This is a genomic window from Peribacillus simplex NBRC 15720 = DSM 1321 (assembly GCF_002243645.1).
Classification (GTDB): Bacteria; Bacillota; Bacilli; order Bacillales; family DSM-1321; genus Peribacillus; species Peribacillus simplex.
This window is the reverse complement of record NZ_CP017704.1, coordinates 853,662-871,037: the sequence shown is the minus strand read 5'-3', so window position 1 is coordinate 871,037 and position 17,376 is coordinate 853,662. Positions and strand designations below refer to the sequence as shown.

General features: G+C 40.9%; 16 protein-coding genes. All 16 read left to right on the top strand.

What is annotated here, in order from left to right; translation table 11 throughout:
* Positions 1-170: 170 nt before the first annotated feature.
* The 16 genes from BS1321_RS03955 (at position 171) to BS1321_RS03880 (ending at position 17,268) form a co-directional block, all read left to right on the top strand.
* Positions 171-1,706: an ABC transporter ATP-binding protein gene (locus BS1321_RS03955; protein ID WP_063231816.1), complete on the top strand. Its 1,536-nt coding sequence runs from the start codon at positions 171-173 to the stop codon at positions 1,704-1,706.
* Positions 1,699-2,742 carry an ABC transporter permease gene (locus tag BS1321_RS03950; RefSeq protein WP_063231815.1) on the top strand — a complete coding sequence of 348 codons (1,044 nt, stop codon included), beginning with the start codon at positions 1,699-1,701 and terminating at the stop codon, positions 2,740-2,742. Before BS1321_RS03955 ends, BS1321_RS03950 begins: the two co-directional genes overlap by 8 nt.
* Positions 2,743-3,702, top strand: coding sequence for an ABC transporter permease (locus tag BS1321_RS03945; RefSeq protein WP_094246576.1), 960 nt, complete (start codon positions 2,743-2,745; stop codon positions 3,700-3,702).
* A gap of 210 nt (positions 3,703-3,912) precedes the next feature.
* Complete coding sequence (gene yfmF / locus BS1321_RS03940; RefSeq protein ID WP_063231814.1) at positions 3,913-5,193, top strand: EF-P 5-aminopentanol modification-associated protein YfmF; 1,281 nt, start codon at positions 3,913-3,915, stop codon at positions 5,191-5,193.
* Entirely contained in the window at positions 5,193-6,479 is a 1,287-nt protein-coding gene (yfmH, locus tag BS1321_RS03935) for an EF-P 5-aminopentanol modification-associated protein YfmH (protein WP_063231813.1), read from the top strand. Before yfmF ends, yfmH begins: the two co-directional genes overlap by 1 nt.
* An 18-nt stretch (positions 6,480-6,497) precedes the next feature.
* The gene (gene ymfI, locus BS1321_RS03930; RefSeq protein WP_063231812.1) at positions 6,498-7,223 is read left to right on the top strand and encodes an elongation factor P 5-aminopentanone reductase; all 726 of its coding nucleotides are present in this window, start codon (positions 6,498-6,500) and stop codon (positions 7,221-7,223) included.
* 79 nt (positions 7,224-7,302) lie between these two features.
* Complete coding sequence (locus BS1321_RS03925) at positions 7,303-7,560, top strand: DUF3243 domain-containing protein (protein WP_063231811.1); 258 nt, start codon at positions 7,303-7,305, stop codon at positions 7,558-7,560.
* A gap of 242 nt (positions 7,561-7,802) precedes the next feature.
* Positions 7,803-8,594, top strand: a complete 792-nt coding sequence (locus BS1321_RS03920; RefSeq protein WP_063231810.1) for a DUF3388 domain-containing protein — start codon at positions 7,803-7,805, stop codon at positions 8,592-8,594.
* A gap of 17 nt (positions 8,595-8,611) precedes the next feature.
* Positions 8,612-9,511 (top strand): helix-turn-helix domain-containing protein, encoded by a 900-nt coding sequence (locus tag BS1321_RS03915; RefSeq protein WP_063231809.1) that lies wholly within the window; start codon positions 8,612-8,614, stop codon positions 9,509-9,511.
* A gap of 164 nt (positions 9,512-9,675) precedes the next feature.
* Entirely contained in the window at positions 9,676-10,260 is a 585-nt protein-coding gene (pgsA, locus tag BS1321_RS03910) for a CDP-diacylglycerol--glycerol-3-phosphate 3-phosphatidyltransferase (protein WP_034313524.1), read from the top strand.
* A gap of 22 nt (positions 10,261-10,282) precedes the next feature.
* A complete protein-coding gene (locus BS1321_RS03905; protein ID WP_063232123.1) occupies positions 10,283-11,515 on the top strand; it encodes a competence/damage-inducible protein A in 1,233 nt (410 codons plus the stop codon).
* A gap of 347 nt (positions 11,516-11,862) precedes the next feature.
* Entirely contained in the window at positions 11,863-12,909 is a 1,047-nt protein-coding gene (recA, locus tag BS1321_RS03900; RefSeq protein ID WP_063231808.1) for a recombinase RecA, read from the top strand.
* 345 nt (positions 12,910-13,254) lie between these two features.
* Entirely contained in the window at positions 13,255-14,814 is a 1,560-nt protein-coding gene (rny, locus tag BS1321_RS03895) for a ribonuclease Y (protein WP_063231807.1), read from the top strand.
* Between the two features lie 151 nt (positions 14,815-14,965).
* Entirely contained in the window at positions 14,966-15,763 is a 798-nt protein-coding gene (locus BS1321_RS03890) for a TIGR00282 family metallophosphoesterase (RefSeq protein ID WP_063231806.1), read from the top strand.
* Between the two features lie 174 nt (positions 15,764-15,937).
* Positions 15,938-16,198: a stage V sporulation protein SpoVS gene (spoVS, locus tag BS1321_RS03885; protein ID WP_029281188.1), complete on the top strand. Its 261-nt coding sequence runs from the start codon at positions 15,938-15,940 to the stop codon at positions 16,196-16,198.
* A gap of 134 nt (positions 16,199-16,332) precedes the next feature.
* Entirely contained in the window at positions 16,333-17,268 is a 936-nt protein-coding gene (locus BS1321_RS03880) for a dipeptidase (RefSeq protein WP_063231805.1), read from the top strand.
* The last annotated feature ends 108 nt before the right edge of the window (positions 17,269-17,376 follow it).

Sequence of the window (17,376 nt, the reverse complement as noted above, 5' to 3'; positions counted from 1 at the left end):
CCCTCTATTCTTTCTTTTCCCAATTGCCTCTTTGCAACTGAAAAATATCGAATGAAAAACTATGATAGAATCGTAGTTTTTCATTTGGTTTTTTTAAAAAAATCAATAAGCTAGTAGAAGCAATTAAAAAATTTAAGAATATTTACACTCATTCTAGGAGTTGATAATACGTGGAATATGTAATTGAGATGCTTAATATCCGTAAGGAATTCCCCGGCATCGTCGCAAATGATAACGTTACCCTTCAGGTTAAAAAAGGGGAGATTCACGCATTATTAGGTGAAAATGGCGCGGGTAAATCCACTTTGATGAATGTTTTATTCGGCTTATATCAGCCTGAGCAGGGAGAAATCCGTGTGAATGGCAAGCCAGTCAAGATTACCAGTCCTAACATTGCCAATGATTTAGGGATTGGGATGGTCCATCAGCATTTTATGCTCGTTGACCCTTTTACAGTAACAGAAAATATCATTTTAGGAAAAGAACCATCAAAAGCGGGTAAGATCGATTTAAAAGAAGCGAGCGAGGAAGTTAGGAAACTATCAGAACAATATCAGCTTCGTGTTGACCCCTATGCAAAAATTGCCGATATTTCAATAGGGATGCAGCAGCGTGTCGAGATTCTTAAAACGCTTTACCGTGGTGCGGAGATATTGATTTTTGATGAACCGACCGCTGTATTGACTCCTCAAGAAATCAAGGAATTGATTTATATTATGAAAGCCCTTATCAAAGAGGGTAAATCCATCATTTTAATTACACACAAACTTAAGGAAATCATGGAGGTTTGTGACCGGGTAACGGTTATACGCAAAGGGCAAGGAATTGGTACAGTGAATGTCAACGAAACGAATCCTAACGAATTGGCCAGCTTAATGGTCGGTAGGGAAGTTCTATTTAAGACGGAAAAAACGTCAGCTACTCCTTCGGATGTAGTTCTCGAAGTTCGGGAACTGGAAGTCATGGATTCCCGGGGCGTTTCAGCTGTTCGGAACTTGGATTTAACTGTCTGTGCAGGAGAAATTGTCGGTATCGCTGGTGTAGATGGGAATGGTCAATCCGAACTAATTGAAGCATTGGCTGGCCTAAGGAAGACAACAGCAGGTTCGATAAAGCTAAATGGAAAAGAGATCAGGAATCTTAAGCCGCGTAAAATCACTGAAGCAGGTGTCGGTCATATTCCAGAAGACAGACATAAGCATGGTTTGGTTCTCGATTACAGCATTGGGGAAAATATTGTCTTGCAAACCTACTATCAAAAGCCATTTTCAAAAGCGGGTATCTTGAACTCAAAGAAAATATTTGAAAAAGCCCGTTCATTGATCAAAAGTTACGATGTTCGCACTCCGAGTGAATATACCCCGGCAAGGGCTCTTTCTGGCGGGAATCAGCAAAAAGCGATCATCGGCCGGGAAGTTGATAGGAACCCGGATTTATTGATTGCCGCACAGCCAACACGCGGGCTTGATGTAGGAGCGATCGAATTTATCCATAAACGTCTAATTGAACAGCGTGATGCAGGAAAAGCGGTACTCCTCATATCATTTGAATTGGAAGAAATCATGAATGTGAGCGACAGAATTGCCGTTATATACGAAGGGGAAATCGTCGCAATTGTCGATCCAAAAGAAACGACTGAACAGGAGCTTGGCCTTCTTATGGCCGGCAGTAAACGGACGGAAGCAGGTGGAAAACAAAATGTCTAAGTATTTATCTAAATTAACGAGTCCGTTAATAGCAGTTATCCTAGGCTTAGTCGTTGGGGCCATAATCATGTTAGTAAGCGGCTATGACCCAGTTGCCGGCTATGGCTCCATGATAAATGGAATTATTGGTGATTCTTATTATGTAGGGGAATCCGTCAGGACAATCATCCCTTATATCCTTGCTGGTTTGGCAGTGGCTTTTGCTTTTCGTACGGGCCTTTTCAATATCGGTGTAGAAGGGCAATTAATTGTAGGTTGGCTGGCGGCAGTTTGGGTCGGAATCGCTTTTGATCTTCCAAGGATCATCCATTTGCCGCTTGCCATCTTAGTTGGTGCAGCTGCTGGCGCCTTGTGGGCATTTATCCCTGGTTATTTAAAAGCTAAGTTCCGTGTACATGAAGTAATCGTTTCGATTATGTTGAATTATACTGCTTTATATGTGACGAATTATTTAATTCGGAATGTAATGACTGACAAGCTGGATAAAACAGAAAGAATTGCTGATACAGCATCACTGCGGTCTCCTTTTTTTGAAAGCATTACGGATTTTTCCCGGATGCATTGGGGAATAGTGGTAGCGATTATTTGCGTAATCATCATGTGGCTCCTTCTTGAAAGGACAAAAACTGGCTTTGAACTGAAAGCGGTAGGTTTTAATCAGCACGCTTCCGAATATGCAGGGATGAGTGTAAATAAGAACATCATACTTTCCATGGTTATATCAGGTTCGTTTGCAGGGCTTGCAGGTGCGATGGAAGGCCTTGGGACTTTCGGTTATGCCGCAGTTAAAGGCGGGTTCACAGGTATGGGCTTTGATGGGATTGCAGTAGCCTTACTAGGAGCGAATACGGCTATTGGTGTTGTGCTGGCAGCCTTATTATTTGGGGGACTGAAAGCCGGGGCCTTAAATATGCCGCTAGAAACCGGAATACCTAGTGAAATTGTAGATATTGTCATAGCATTGATCATTTTCTTCGTCGCATCCAGTTATTTTATTCGTTGGATTGCCGCTCGATTTAAGAAAGGGGTGAAATAAGTGGATTTTTACCAAGTATTACAAATTATTATTCCATCTATGATTGCTCTAGCTGCTCCACTTATTTTTACTTCACTCGGAGGAGTGTTTTCTGAACGGGCAGGTGTCATAAACATCGGTTTAGAAGGATTGATGGTCATTGGTGCCTTTACAGGGATTGTTTTTAACTTAATGTTTGCTGATGTATTTGGGGAATGGACTCCTTGGCTCGCAGTCTTAGCGGCAATGATTGCCGGCTTGCTGTTTTCCATTCTGCACGCTGTGGCATGCATTACGTTCAGGGCGGACCAAACGGTTAGTGGGGTAGCCATCAACTTGTTGGCAGTAGGTCTGACCATGTTTTTGGTGAAGCTGATTTTTGACAAAGGTCAAACTGATAGAATCACAGAAACATTCCCAAGGATTGATGTTCCGTTACTAAGTGATATTCCATTTATAGGACCCATCTTTTTCGCAAATGGTTATTATATCGTATATATAGCGATTCTAATATCTTTTGTCGTTTGGTATGTACTTTATAAAACACCATTCGGGTTAAGGATCCGTGCAGTGGGTGAGCATCCCATGGCTGCTGACACGATGGGTGTCAATGTTACGAAAATCCGCTATGCCGCCGTTTTATTATCAGGTGCTTTTGGAGGTATCGGCGGAGCGATTTATGCTACCATCTTTTCGAATGAATTCAATCATGCGACAATCAATGGTCAAGGTTTCATGGCCATTGCCGCCATGATTTTTGGTAAGTGGCACCCGATCGGGGCAATGGGTGCTGCGTTATTCTTTGGGTTGGCTCAAAGTTTAAGTATCGTTGGCTCGAGCCTTCCCTTCTTCAAGGATATTCCATCGGTTTACCTCTTGATCGCTCCTTATGTTCTGACGATCATTGCACTGACTGGTTTCATTGGACGTGCAGATGCTCCAAAAGCATCCGGACAGCCTTACATCAAAGGGAAAAGATAAGTATTTAACCGGTCAGCAAATTGCGCTGGCCGGTTTTTTCTTTTGAGATTGAGCAGTAAGTGATGGTGAGCTGGTGAATAACCAAAAAAAGTAGCTGTAACTTGCATGATTTTTCCTTTCACATGTATATTTTAAGTAGATGTTTAAAAGAGTTCCAATCTACAAACAATAAGCTAATAAAGGTGATTTATATAATGAGGAGGATTATTCATGTCTATTGCTTCCGATACAATTACGGAAAAAAGCGGCTACAAGCTTCATGTGGTCCGGACGGATAAATATAAAACGAATACTCTAGTGCTGAAGATGAAAGCCCCGTTGACAAAAGAGGACGTTACATATCGTGCATTGCTGCCATATGTATTACAAAGCAATACAAGTAAATATCCTACAACACCCGAGCTTCGATCTTATCTTGATGATTTATATGGAGCAGGGTTTTATGTCGATGTAGCTAAAAAAGGAGAATATCAAATCATAAGTTTTACGATCGATATCGTAAATGAAAAATTCCTTAGTGATTCAACCCCGCTTCTCGAAAAGGCTTTTGGGCTATTATCAGAGGTGATCTTTAATCCGAAGAAGAACGGCGAAGCCTTTGACTCTAAAACGGTTTCCAATGAAATCCGTTCTTTAAAACAGCGGATTCAATCCATTTCCGATGACAAAATGCGATATTCAGCTACACGCCTTGTAGAGGAAATGTGCAAAAACGAACCATATGCTTTAGAAGCGAGCGGTAATCTTCAAGACTTGGAAACGATAACTCCAGAGTCCCTTTTCGCCTATTATAAAAAAATGCTGACTGAGGATGAAATCGATTTATATGTAATCGGTGACATCGATGAATCGGAAGTGGAGGCTCTAGCTGACAAGTATGTGTCGTTGCAAGAACGTGTGCCTGTGAGACTGCCAAGTAAGACGGGCAAGGTAGTGGAGAAGGAAAAAGAAATCATTGAGAATTCGGATGTGAAACAAGGGAAATTGAATATCGGTTATCGAACCCAAGTTGCATACGGTGATCCGGATTATTATGCTCTTCAGCTATTCAATGGGATTTTTGGTGGCTTTTCACATTCGAAACTTTTCATTAATGTCAGGGAGAAAGCCAGCCTTGCTTATTATGCAGCTTCAAGGCTCGAAAGTCATAAAGGACTTTTAATGGTCATGGCCGGCATTGAAAATGCCAACTACAAACAGGCATTGGATATCATTCATGCACAAATGAAGGAAATGAAGCAAGGGAACTTTTCCGAAGAAGAATTGGCACAGACAAAGGCGGTTGTTAAGAACCAACTCCTTGAAACCATTGACGTTTCGAGAGGACTTGTGGAAATTTTATATCATAATGTGGTTTCCGGGCAGGATATATCACTCGACGAGTGGTTTGCAAAAACAGAGCAGACCACAAAGGAAGAAATCATTGCAGTTGGTCAAAAGATTCAGCTTGATACGATTTATTTCCTAACGGAAGCGGAGGTGCAAGGGTAATGGAAAAAATAGCATTCACTCAATTGAAAGAAGAACTTTTCCATGAAAAAATGGATAATGGTCTCGAAGTATATATTCTTCCGAAAAGTGGGTTCAATAAATCATTTGCGACTTTCACGACGAATTATGGTTCAATCGACAACCATTTCAAACCATTGAATGAAACGGAATTCTCTAAAGTACCTGATGGGATTGCCCATTTTCTTGAACATAAGCTATTTGAAAAGGAAGATGGTGATGTTTTTCAGCAATTTTCAAAGCAGGGAGCATCTGCAAATGCCTTTACTTCTTTCACCCGTACAGCTTATTTATTTTCCAGCACGTCCGATTTCGATAGGAATCTAACTACCTTAATTGACTTTGTCCAGGATCCTTACTTTTCGGAAAAGACGGTAGAGAAGGAAAAAGGAATCATTGGGCAGGAAATCAATATGTATGATGATAATTCAGACTGGCGATTATATTTCGGGACGATAGCCAATATGTATCATCAGCATCCAGTGAAAATCGATATTGCCGGTACTGTGGAATCCATTGCAGATATTACGAAAGATATGCTTTATGAATGTTATAATACGTTTTATCATCCTAGCAACATGCTCCTATTCGTTGTAGGACCGGTAGATGTCGAAAGTACCATGAAACTGATTCGGGATAATCAAAATAATAAAGGGTACAACGAACAACCTGAAGTGGAACGTAAATTTGACGAAGAGCCGGAAACCGTTGCCAAGGATAAGGAAGTCTTAAGGATGAATGTCCAGACACCAAAAGTGATGCTGGGCATCAAGGCCATCAATGTGCACCAATCCGGATTACAGCTTCTGAAAAGGGAATTGGCGACCAATATTTATTTAGAAATGCTGTTTGGCAAGAGTTCACCTTTGCATGAGGAGCTATATGAGGAAGGGTTGATCGATCAAAGCTTCTCTTATGATTATACACAGGAACAAGGCTTTGGGTTTGCGTTAATTGGCGGGGACAGTGCCAAACCTGATGAGTTGACGGAGTCTTTATTTGGTATCCTGCAAAAATCAAAAGCCGGAACCGGCCTGAATGAAAAAAGCTTGCAAAGGACAATCAAGAAAAAAATTGGTTCTTTCCTTCGTTCCCTGAATTCGCCGGAATATATAGCGAATCAATTCACCAGATATGCATTCAATGACATGAACTTGTTCGATGTTGTATCGGTATTGGAAAAACTAACGATCGAAGATATCATGGAGGTCGCCAAGGACTTAATATCCGATCAACGGATGACTGTCTGCCAGGTACTTCCTAAATAATATAAAGGGGGCGGGAATGTGGGGAAACGTTTTGCCCTTATTACTGGAGCCAGTGGAGGAATCGGCAGGGAAATCGCTATAAAGCTCGCAGAGGAGAATTACTCACTTTATTTACATTATAACAGCAATGAAGAAGCGATACTTGAACTGATTGAAGAACTGAAGCCTCATCAAGTCGAACTTATTCCGGTTCAAGCGGATTTGGCTGCACCGAACGGCTACAAGAAATTGGCTGAAAGTATTTTTGCCCTCCATGCAATCGTCCTTAATAGTGGCAATAGCTATTATGGGCTTATATCGGACATGGATGAGACAATCGTTAATGAAATGGTCCAGCTGCATGTAACGAGCCCTTTCCAATTAACAAAGGAACTACTTCCAAAGCTTATGTACCAAGAACAGGCTGCCATCGTTGCGGTCACATCGATTTGGGGGCAGACAGGTGCATCTTGTGAAGTATTATATTCTATGGTCAAGGGCAGTCAAAATGCTTTTATCAAGGCTCTTAGCAAAGAAGTATCGCTTAATGGAATCCGGGTGAATGCCGTTGCCCCCGGTGCGATTTCCACTTCCATGCTCGAATCATTCAGTGCAGAAGATCTGGAGATCATCAAAGGCGATATCCCGATGGGCAGGATGGGGCATTCCAAAGAAGTCGCCGAGGCCGTATATTATTTGCTTTCCGACAAGTCGTCTTATATAACCGGGCAAATCTTAGGCGTAAATGGCGGTTGGTACACATGATTTTTTTTAGACATGTATAATTTTCTCGGTTCCTTCACAAAATATCTATGTACTATTTTGAAGGAAAGGGTGACCATTCATGTCTGTACTGGACAATTGGGATCAATGGAAAAATTTCTTAGGCGACAGATTAAATCAAGGTGAACAACAAGGTTTGTCAGAAAGTGCTGTTAACAACTTGGCTTTCGAAATCGGTGATTACCTGGCTAATCAGGTTGAGCCCCAGAATGATCAAGAGAAAGTGCTTTCCGATCTTTGGTCGGTCGCAAGCGATGAAGAAAAACATGCCATGGCAAATGTCATGGTCAAGTTAGTCGAGAACAATGGAACGAAGTAAAATATCAATCCAAAAGGCCCTGTTATTAATTAACAGGGCCTTTTGGATTGAAGTGGATGACTATTTAACATCTTATATAAAAATGAATATTTTTCTAGGGTTTTTCCTTTTAACTTATCACGAAATGCTATATTATAGAAGCTAGACAATTAATATTAAAGTGTTCAGACCTTGAAATTTACGATGGATAAGTTTTTTGCCCCTGAGTAGGGTAAAAGCTTTTAGGCTTAAGGAGTGTTATCGTGGAGAATAAAGAATGGTATTTTGAATATGAAATTCAAGTCAACCGTCCTGGTTTATTAGGGGATATTTCATCCCTTCTGGGTATGCTTTCCATTAATATCATCACCATTAACGGGGTCGATGAAGGCAGGCGTGGTTTACTTTTGTTGGCGAAAGACAGCCGTAATATAGAAAGATTCGAGTCAATCCTCCGTACGATGGATACGATTAAGGTTATTAAGCTTAGGGAACCTAAATTGCGTGATCGCCTCGCAGTCAGGCATGGACGTTATATTCAGCGCGATGCCGATGAGAAAAACACCTTTAGGTTTGTTCGTGATGAACTAGGCTTGCTTGTCGATTTCCTGGCCGAGCTATTTAAACAGGAAGGTCATAAATTAATTGGGATACGAGGGATGCCTCGTGTCGGGAAAACTGAATCTATCGTAGCCTCGAGTGTATGTGCTAATAAGAGATGGTTGTTTGTGTCATCGACCCTTTTAAAGCAGACTATCCGCAGTCAGCTTATTGAGGATGAATATAATAATGATAATTTGTTCATTTTAGATGGAATAGTTTCCACTCGCCGTGCAAATGAGCGTCATTGGCAGTTGATCCGCGAAATAATGAGGCTTGATGCTGTCAAAGTAATCGAACATCCGGATGTTTTTGTCCAAAATACGGAGTATACCCTCGAAGACTTTGATTATATTATTGAATTGCGAAACAATCCTGAAGAAGAAATAACATATGAAGTTGTCGACCAAAAAGACCAGTTTTCAGGGTCCGATTTTGGTTCCTTTGACTTTTAAAATGGCAGGTGTTTTATTTGACTGAGTTAGGTAATCGATTAAAGGAAGCTAGGGAAGCTAAAGGTCTTAGCTTAGAAGATTTGCAGGAATTAACAAAGATTCAAAAGCGTTACCTCATTGGCATTGAAGAGGGAAATTACAGTATGATGCCTGGAAAGTTTTATGTACGGGCATTCATAAAGCAATATTGTGAAGCGGTCGGACTGGATTCAGAAGAGATTTTCGAACAATATAAGAGTGAAATACCATCGGTCTATAGCGAGGAATTGCCAGAACAGCTTTCAAGGGTCCAATCCAGAAAAACGATACCGGCAGGGGATTCGAAGGTTGTAGAAATGTTACCGAAGATCTTGGCAGTCGTTTTAGTAATTGGTGCGGCCGTTTTGATTTGGGTGCTGGTATCGAACTATATGAGTAACCCGGATAATGATGATAAAAAGAACGCTAAAGAGAATGAAGCCGTGGGCTACAATAAAAGTGATGGGTTTAACGAAGAAAAAGAGAATGCAGACCAAAAACAGAATGAAGAAAAATCGGATTCATCTGATGAGAAGAATGAAGATGATGCAGTTGTCAAAGATGAAAAGAAAGAGCAAAAACTTGCCGTCACCAATTCCAGCGGTAAAAATAGTACGTATGAATTAAAAAATACCGATACCTTTAAGTTAAAGGTGACCTCCAAAGGTTCACCATGGGTCGGCATAAAAAATGGTGAAGGTAAATTACTTTTCCAGGGCACTATCGACAAGGACAAAAGCCAGGTAATTGATTTCACCAATGAAAAAGAAGCTGTCATCAATATAGGCAGAGCATATGAAACTGAGATTTATGTGAATGATGAGAAGCTGGAGTATTCCATTTCACCGACTGAAGTGAATACGCAATTGGTTACGATACAATTTACGAAAGCCGAATAGTCATCTTTTAGATGACTATTTTTGCTCTTATAATAGTAAGGCGACGGGAAATGGTTTACCCGGCATATAAGATTGGATTTTGAGTTAAATTATACATATAAGCATTATTTCAGATCTAAGACGCATTGCCCAAATGGCAGGCGTAAATTTTGGAGGTAAAAGTTTTGAATCTGCCTAATAAGATTACAGTAGCAAGAATCTGTTTAATACCCGTATTTTTAATCATCATGCTCGTTCCTTTTTCATGGGGAACGCTGACTTGGGGAGAATACAGTTTGCCAGTGGCGCACTTAGCTGGAGCCATCCTCTTTATTATCGCTTCCACTACGGATTGGATCGATGGCCATTTTGCCAGAAAATATAATATGATTACTGATTTAGGGAAATTTTTAGATCCATTGGCTGATAAACTTCTGGTTTCGGCTGCCTTGATCGTTTTGGTTGATCTAGATTTAATGTACGGCCAATCTTGGATTGCCATCGTAATCATAAGTCGCGAGTTTGCAGTCACCGGATTGCGTCTGGTGTTAGCGGGTACAGGGGAAGTGGTTGCAGCGAACCAGCTTGGTAAAATTAAAACATGGGCACAAATTGTTTCTATTTCGGCATTATTGCTGCATAACCTTCCTTTTGCCCTCATTTCACTTCCATTTGCTAATATCGCGTTATGGATTGCATTAATCTTTACAATCTGGTCAGGTTTGGATTATTTTATAAAAAACAAAGAAGTATTTGTTAATTCAAAGTAAAACGAATGGTGGTTTTGAAAAGATGGATGCAGAAATCATTGCAGTGGGCTCAGAGCTTCTTTTAGGACAAATCAATAACACTAATGGAAGATTCTTATCGCAGCAGTTTGCGGAAATGGGGATCAACGTTTTTTACCATACTGTGGTCGGGGATAACGACCGCCGTTTACAACAAGCTATAGAAATCGCTGAATCGAGGGCAAACTTGATTGTCTTTACCGGCGGACTTGGTCCTACCAAAGATGATTTAACAAAAGAAACGATTGCTCGCCATATAGGGAAAAAGCTCGTTTTTAATGATGAAGCTTTGCAATCCATTGAAGCTTACTTCCAAAAACGGGAACGGCCGATGACGGAAAACAACAAAAAGCAGGCCCTTGTCTTAGAAGGCAGTGAAGTGTTAGCAAACGATCAGGGCATGGCACCGGGAATGGTCTTGTCCAAATCTGGGATTACATATATGCTTCTGCCTGGCCCACCAAGTGAAATGGAGCCGATGTTTTTAAGTTATGGTTATGAAAAGATCATGAATAAATTGGAAAAGCATGAACGGATCGATTCCAAGGTTCTTCGGTTCTACGGTATAGGTGAAGCCGAACTGGAAACGGTGATTGAAGATCTCCTTGTCAATCAAACGAATCCGACAATTGCTCCGCTGGCAGCCGAAGGGGAAGTGACGTTAAGGATCACTGCTAAAGACTCTTCTAAAGAAAAATGCGAGGAGCTTATTTTAGAAGCGGAAAAAGAAATTCTCAGCAGGGTCGGCAAGTTCCATTATGGAAGTGATAATACTTCGCTAATAAAGGAACTTGTAAAAGAATTAACGGTCCGCAAGCTTTCAATCGCGGCAGCTGAAAGCTTGACCGGAGGGATGTTCCAAGAACAGCTGACAACCATCCCGGGTGCCGGTAAAGTCTTCAAAGGCGGAATTGTCTGCTATACGAATGATGCGAAGTCGAATGTCCTCGGCGTCAGTGATGATACGATATCTGAGCATGGGGTGGTCAGCGGTGAGTGTGCAATGGAAATGGCCTCTAATGTCCGGAGCAAGCTCGATGCGGATGTAGGCATAAGCTTTACGGGTGTTGCAGGGCCGGATGAACAAGAAGGCAAGCCTGTAGGGACAGTATTTATTGGCATTTCCTATCGGGATGGGAACACTCATTTCAAGGAGTTGAATCTTTCCGGAAGCAGGGCGCAAAACCGTATTCGGAGTGTGAAGTACGGCTGTCACTACCTATTAAGGGATTTATAAACGCTAAAAGCAGAGCTTTTTACAGCTCTGCTTTTTATTTGGTTTGAGAAGTTTGTTTCTTGAAAAATAGGGAAAAAAGAAAAAAGTTAATTCAATGAAAATGTTTTTTTTAGGGAGTAAGTGAAAGGAAATGGAGATTTCCTTAAGATAAAACGCTTTTTTACAAAGAATATCCCGAAAGAAAAAAACGAATGAATGTTCGACTTTTTGCTTGGCAAAATAGTAAAAAGAGTATATAGTAAAGATAGGTTTTGAGACAGGATACAAACCTTGATCTCAAATAATTGCTAACGTAAGTACAACTTTAATCGGACAGCCGATTATTTGAATATAGAGGAGGAAATTGAGTGAGTGATCGTCAAGCGGCTTTAGATATGGCGTTAAAACAAATTGAAAAACAATTTGGTAAAGGTTCCATTATGAAACTTGGGGAACAGTCTGATCGTAGAATTTCAACGATTTCAAGCGGTTCTTTAGCATTGGACGTAGCATTGGGAGTGGGCGGATATCCAAGAGGCCGGGTCATTGAGATATATGGACCTGAAAGCTCCGGTAAAACGACTGTTGCATTACATGCTATTGCAGAAGTACAAAAGACTGGCGGCACGGCTGCATTCATTGATGCCGAACATGCCTTAGATCCAGCATATTCAGAAAAACTTGGTGTGAATATCGATGAGTTACTGCTTTCACAGCCTGATACGGGTGAACAAGCCTTAGAGATCGCTGAAGCGTTAGTTCGAAGTGGAGCGGTGGATATCATTGTCATTGACTCGGTGGCAGCACTTGTTCCTAAAGCTGAAATCGAAGGCGAAATGGGAGATTCCCATATGGGTCTTCAAGCCCGGATGATGTCTCAGGCACTAAGAAAACTGTCTGGTGCCATTAATAAATCAAATACCATTGCCATTTTCATTAACCAAGTCCGTGAAAAAATCGGTGTTATGTTTGGGAATCCTGAAACGACTCCGGGAGGCCGGGCATTGAAGTTCTATTCAACTGTTCGTCTGGAAGTGCGCCGTGCGGAACAACTAAAACAAGGAAATGAAATTGTCGGTAATAAAACCAAAATCAAAGTTGTAAAAAACAAGGTTGCTCCACCATTCCGTCAAGCGGAAGTTGACATTATGTATGGTCAAGGGATTTCCCAGGAAGGTGAAATCATCGATATGGGTGCAGATCTTGATATCGTCCTTAAAAGCGGCTCGTGGTATTCATACAATGAAGAGCGTGTCGGACAAGGCCGCGAAAATGCGAAGCTGTTCTTGAAAGAAAATCAGGATATCGCTAAGGAAATTTCTCAGAAAATCAGAGATCACTATAATCTCGATGGAGAGCATGAATTACCACCAGAAGAAAATGAACCAGAAGAGCATTTTGAATTGCTTGATTAATGGTATGGCCTAAGCTTGTTCGCTTAGGCCTTTTCTATATATTTTGAGAAAAGTGCGAAATTTTAAGAGGATTAAATGGCATTGAAATCAGATTTACAGACTTCTTCCATAATGAATGCTGTACATTATGATGGTTAATATTAAGAAAACTTGAATAATCATTGATACATAAGGGACAAACGCTTGACAATAAAAATTCTCAACTATACAATTAATATGTATATTTTACAATTTTTCAAACTAAAATTTTGAAAATTAAGTGCTGTATATTGAATTTATGTGCAATGTACTTGCCGACAGTTCAACATTTTATGTAAAAAGTTCATAGCAAGGGGAGGTGAAACGATGGAACCCATGACAATCATCTTCACTTTGCTTGGCCTAATCGTCGGTGCAGTTGTTGGTTATTTTATTCACAAATCAAAATTTGAGAGTAAAATAGCAGGGGCAAAGGGCTCTGCAGAACACATCCTTGAGGATGCAAAACGTGAAGCGGAAGCACTTAAGAAAGAAGCCTTGTTGGAAGCAAAAGATGAAATTCATAAAGTTCGTGCCGATTCGGATCGGGAAGCCCGTGAAAGAAGGAACGAATTACAAAAACAAGAAAATCGGTTATTGCAAAGAGAAGAGAATCTGGACCGCAAGGATGAAACGTTAGACAAACGTGAAAGCCTTTTGGAGAAAAAAGAAGATTCTCTAAACCAAAGACAACAGCATATTGAAGAGATGGAAAGCAAAGTGGACGAGACGGTTCGTAAGCAGCAAACAGAGCTTGAACGTGTTTCCGGTTTAACTCGTGAAGAAGCTAAAGCAATCATTATAGACCGAATGGAAAACGAGCTGGCTCACGATGTAGCGCTTATGATTAAAGAAAGTGATACCCGTGCCAAAGAAGAAGCTGATAAAAAAGCAAAAGAAGTCCTTTCTCTTGCCATTCAGCGTTGTGCGGCTGATCATGTTGCAGAAACCACCGTTTCTGTAGTAAATCTTCCAAACGATGAAATGAAAGGACGGATAATCGGACGTGAAGGACGAAATATCCGAACGTTAGAAACGCTAACAGGTATTGACCTTATTATTGATGATACTCCTGAAGCTGTCATTTTATCTGGATTCGATCCAATTAGACGGGAAACGGCACGCTTGGCTCTTGAGAAACTTGTTCAGGACGGACGGATCCATCCGGCTCGTATTGAAGAAATGGTTGACAAAGCAAGACGTGAGGTAGATGAACATATTCGTGAAATTGGTGAACAAACAACTTTTGAAGTTGGAGTTCACGGTCTCCATCCAGATCTCATCAAAATACTAGGACGTTTGAAGTTCCGTACCAGTTATGGGCAAAACGTACTTAAACATTCAATTGAAGTGGCACAGCTTTCAGGTTTACTGGCCGCTGAGCTTGGTGAGGATGAAGTTCTTGCCCGCCGTGCAGGTTTATTGCATGATATTGGGAAAGCGATTGATCATGAAGTGGAAGGCAGTCACGTCGAAATTGGCGTTGAATTAGCCACCAAATATAAAGAGCATCCAACTGTCATTAACAGCATCGCTTCACATCATGGCGATACGGAACCAACTTCCATCATTTCAGTGCTTGTGGCTGCCGCTGATGCATTATCAGCTGCAAGACCGGGAGCTAGAAGTGAAACGCTTGAAAATTACATTAGAAGACTTGAAAAACTTGAGGAAATTTCCGAATCCTATGATGGAGTGGAAAAATCCTTTGCGATTCAAGCCGGACGAGAAGTGCGGATTCTAGTGAAACCAGAACAGATCGATGATCTTTCGGCCCATCGACTCGCACGTGATATCCGGAAAAGGATTGAAGAAGAGCTCGATTACCCAGGTCATATAAAAGTCACGGTCATCCGTGAAACAAGAGCAGTCGAATACGCCAAATAATTGTTAATGAAAGACGAAGTGGTGCAAACCACTTCGTTTTTTCTATTTCCGATATTAGTCGTTTAGCGTAATTCCTATAATTACCCCAAATTATGTTACAATACATACTTGAATAATTCATATATTAGGTGAATCTAGAAAGGATTTTACAATGAAATTGCTATTTATTGGAGATGTAGTGGGGTCTCCTGGTCGTGACATGATCCAAGAATACCTTCCTAAGTTAAAAGAAAAGTATCGTCCGCATATCACGGTCATCAATGGCGAGAATGCAGCAAGCGGCCGGGGAATTACTGAAAAGATTTACCGCAGTTTTTTAGAATGGGGAGCGCAGGCGGTGACCATGGGAAACCATACATGGGATAATCGTGATATTTTCAATTTTATTGATGAAGCGAAATATCTCGTCCGTCCGGCAAACTTTCCAGACGGGGCACCTGGGGAAGGAATGAAATTTTTAAAATTTAACCAGCATGAAATAGCGGTCATCAATTTGCAAGCGAGAACGTTCATGCCGGATTTGGATTGTCCGTTCAAAAAGGCGGAAGCACTCGTAGCGGAGGCTCAAAAAAGGACACCAATCATCTTTGTCGATTTTCATGGAGAAGCTACAAGTGAAAAGCAAGCTATGGGGTGGTTCCTGGATGGGAAGGTTACAGCCGTTGTCGGTACACACACACACGTCCAGACAGCCGATAACCGTATATTACCTGCAGGCACCGCTTACATATCAGATGTAGGCATGACAGGACCATATGATGGCATCCTTGGTATGGAAAGAGAGGCAGTCATCCATCGGTTCCTAACTAGCCTTCCTGTTCGTTTCGAAGTGCCAAAAGAGGGGCGGACCCTATTAAGTGGGGTTCTCCTTGAAATTGATGATAAAACTGGCAAGGCAAAAAAAATAGAAAGGATACTGATTAACGAAGATCATCCCTTTTATCATTGATTCGAACGGATGGACAGTAAAACTGGCCATCCGTTTTTCCATTAATTAATAAATGGTGTACAATCCCGGTTTTCTTTGTCATACAAGTTTTACTTGATGAATATAGTAGCAGTGGAAAGTGTTATAACTATTGAGCCAAGTTAGAATCGGCAGGGAAAACAAGGAGGACTAGGAATGGAAATATTAAAAGTTTCAGCAAAATCTAATCCTAATTCTGTAGCAGGCGCACTAGCGGGAGTGCTCAGGGAAAGAGGAGCAGCCGAAATTCAAGCAATCGGTGCAGGTGCGTTAAATCAAGCCGTCAAGGCAGTAGCAATCGCAAGAGGGTTTGTCGCACCTAGTGGAGTTGACTTGATTTGTATTCCTGCCTTTACAGATATACTTATTGATGGCGAAGAGAGAACGGCAATAAAACTAATCATTGAACCAAGATAATTTCATGTTTGGGTGTCCTGTTTGTCGGATGGCGAGCAGGCTCTTTTTTGTCGTGAAATCCAAATGACGAAAGACCAGTGTCCCTTTATAATGGAATATATAATCATAAAAAAGGTACAGGAAGGGGGATTACATTGGAGATTTTTGATGCACATTGTGATGTGCTGATGAAGATGTTCATCGATCCGGATATTTCTTTTACGAATAGTGATAAATTACATATAACAAAGCGGGGGTTATTGGATGAAAGGGGAAAAGTCCAATGTTTTGCAATATATATTCCTGAAAAAGTCCACCCTGATATGAGATTTCAAGCGGCTTTGGCGATGGTGGATATTTTTCATGAAAAGATTTTATCAGAGCCGGAAATGAAATTTATAAAGACCAAGGCAGACATCGAATCTTTAAAAGAAAAGGAAATCGGTGCAATGCTAACTTTGGAGGGGTGCGATTGCATTGGGAATGATTTGTTGAAACTGAAAACCCTTATTCATCTTGGAGTGTCCTCCGTAGGTCTAACTTGGAATTACGCTAACTTGGTAGCGGATGGGGCATTAGAAACAAGAGGGGGAGGCTTGACAGGATTTGGAACGGAGGTGGTCGCGCTATTGAATGAGAAGTCGATTTGGTGTGATTTATCCCATTTGTCCGAAGCTGGATTTTGGGACACCCTAAAGTTGGCGAAGTTCCCAATTGCCTCTCATTCGAATGCTTATCATCTTTGTCCTCATCCGCGAAATTTAAAAGACACCCAGATAAAAGCCCTTTTGCAGAAAAATGGGGTGATCGGCGTAACTTTTGTCCCGCAATTTCTAGCAAATGGTGATTCGGCTACGATAAAGGATATCTTGAAACATATAGAGCATATATGCAGTTTGGGCGGGGAAAGACAAATTGGATTAGGGTCTGACTTCGATGGAATCGATCATATGGTAGAAAATTTAATGTCATATAAGGATTATCATAACTTAATCAATGAACTGAACAGGCTTTATTCAAGTGAGTTTGTAAAAGGTCTACTTTTTGATAATTTCACTCGTAATTTTCCGCTTGAAAAGGAAATATCTTAAGTGATTTTCAATTCTTACTATATTGATATGAATAAATATTCTGAAAATATAAAAAATAAAAGCAAAAGGGTTGCAATTTAATGATTTAACCGATAGAATTGAAAGCGT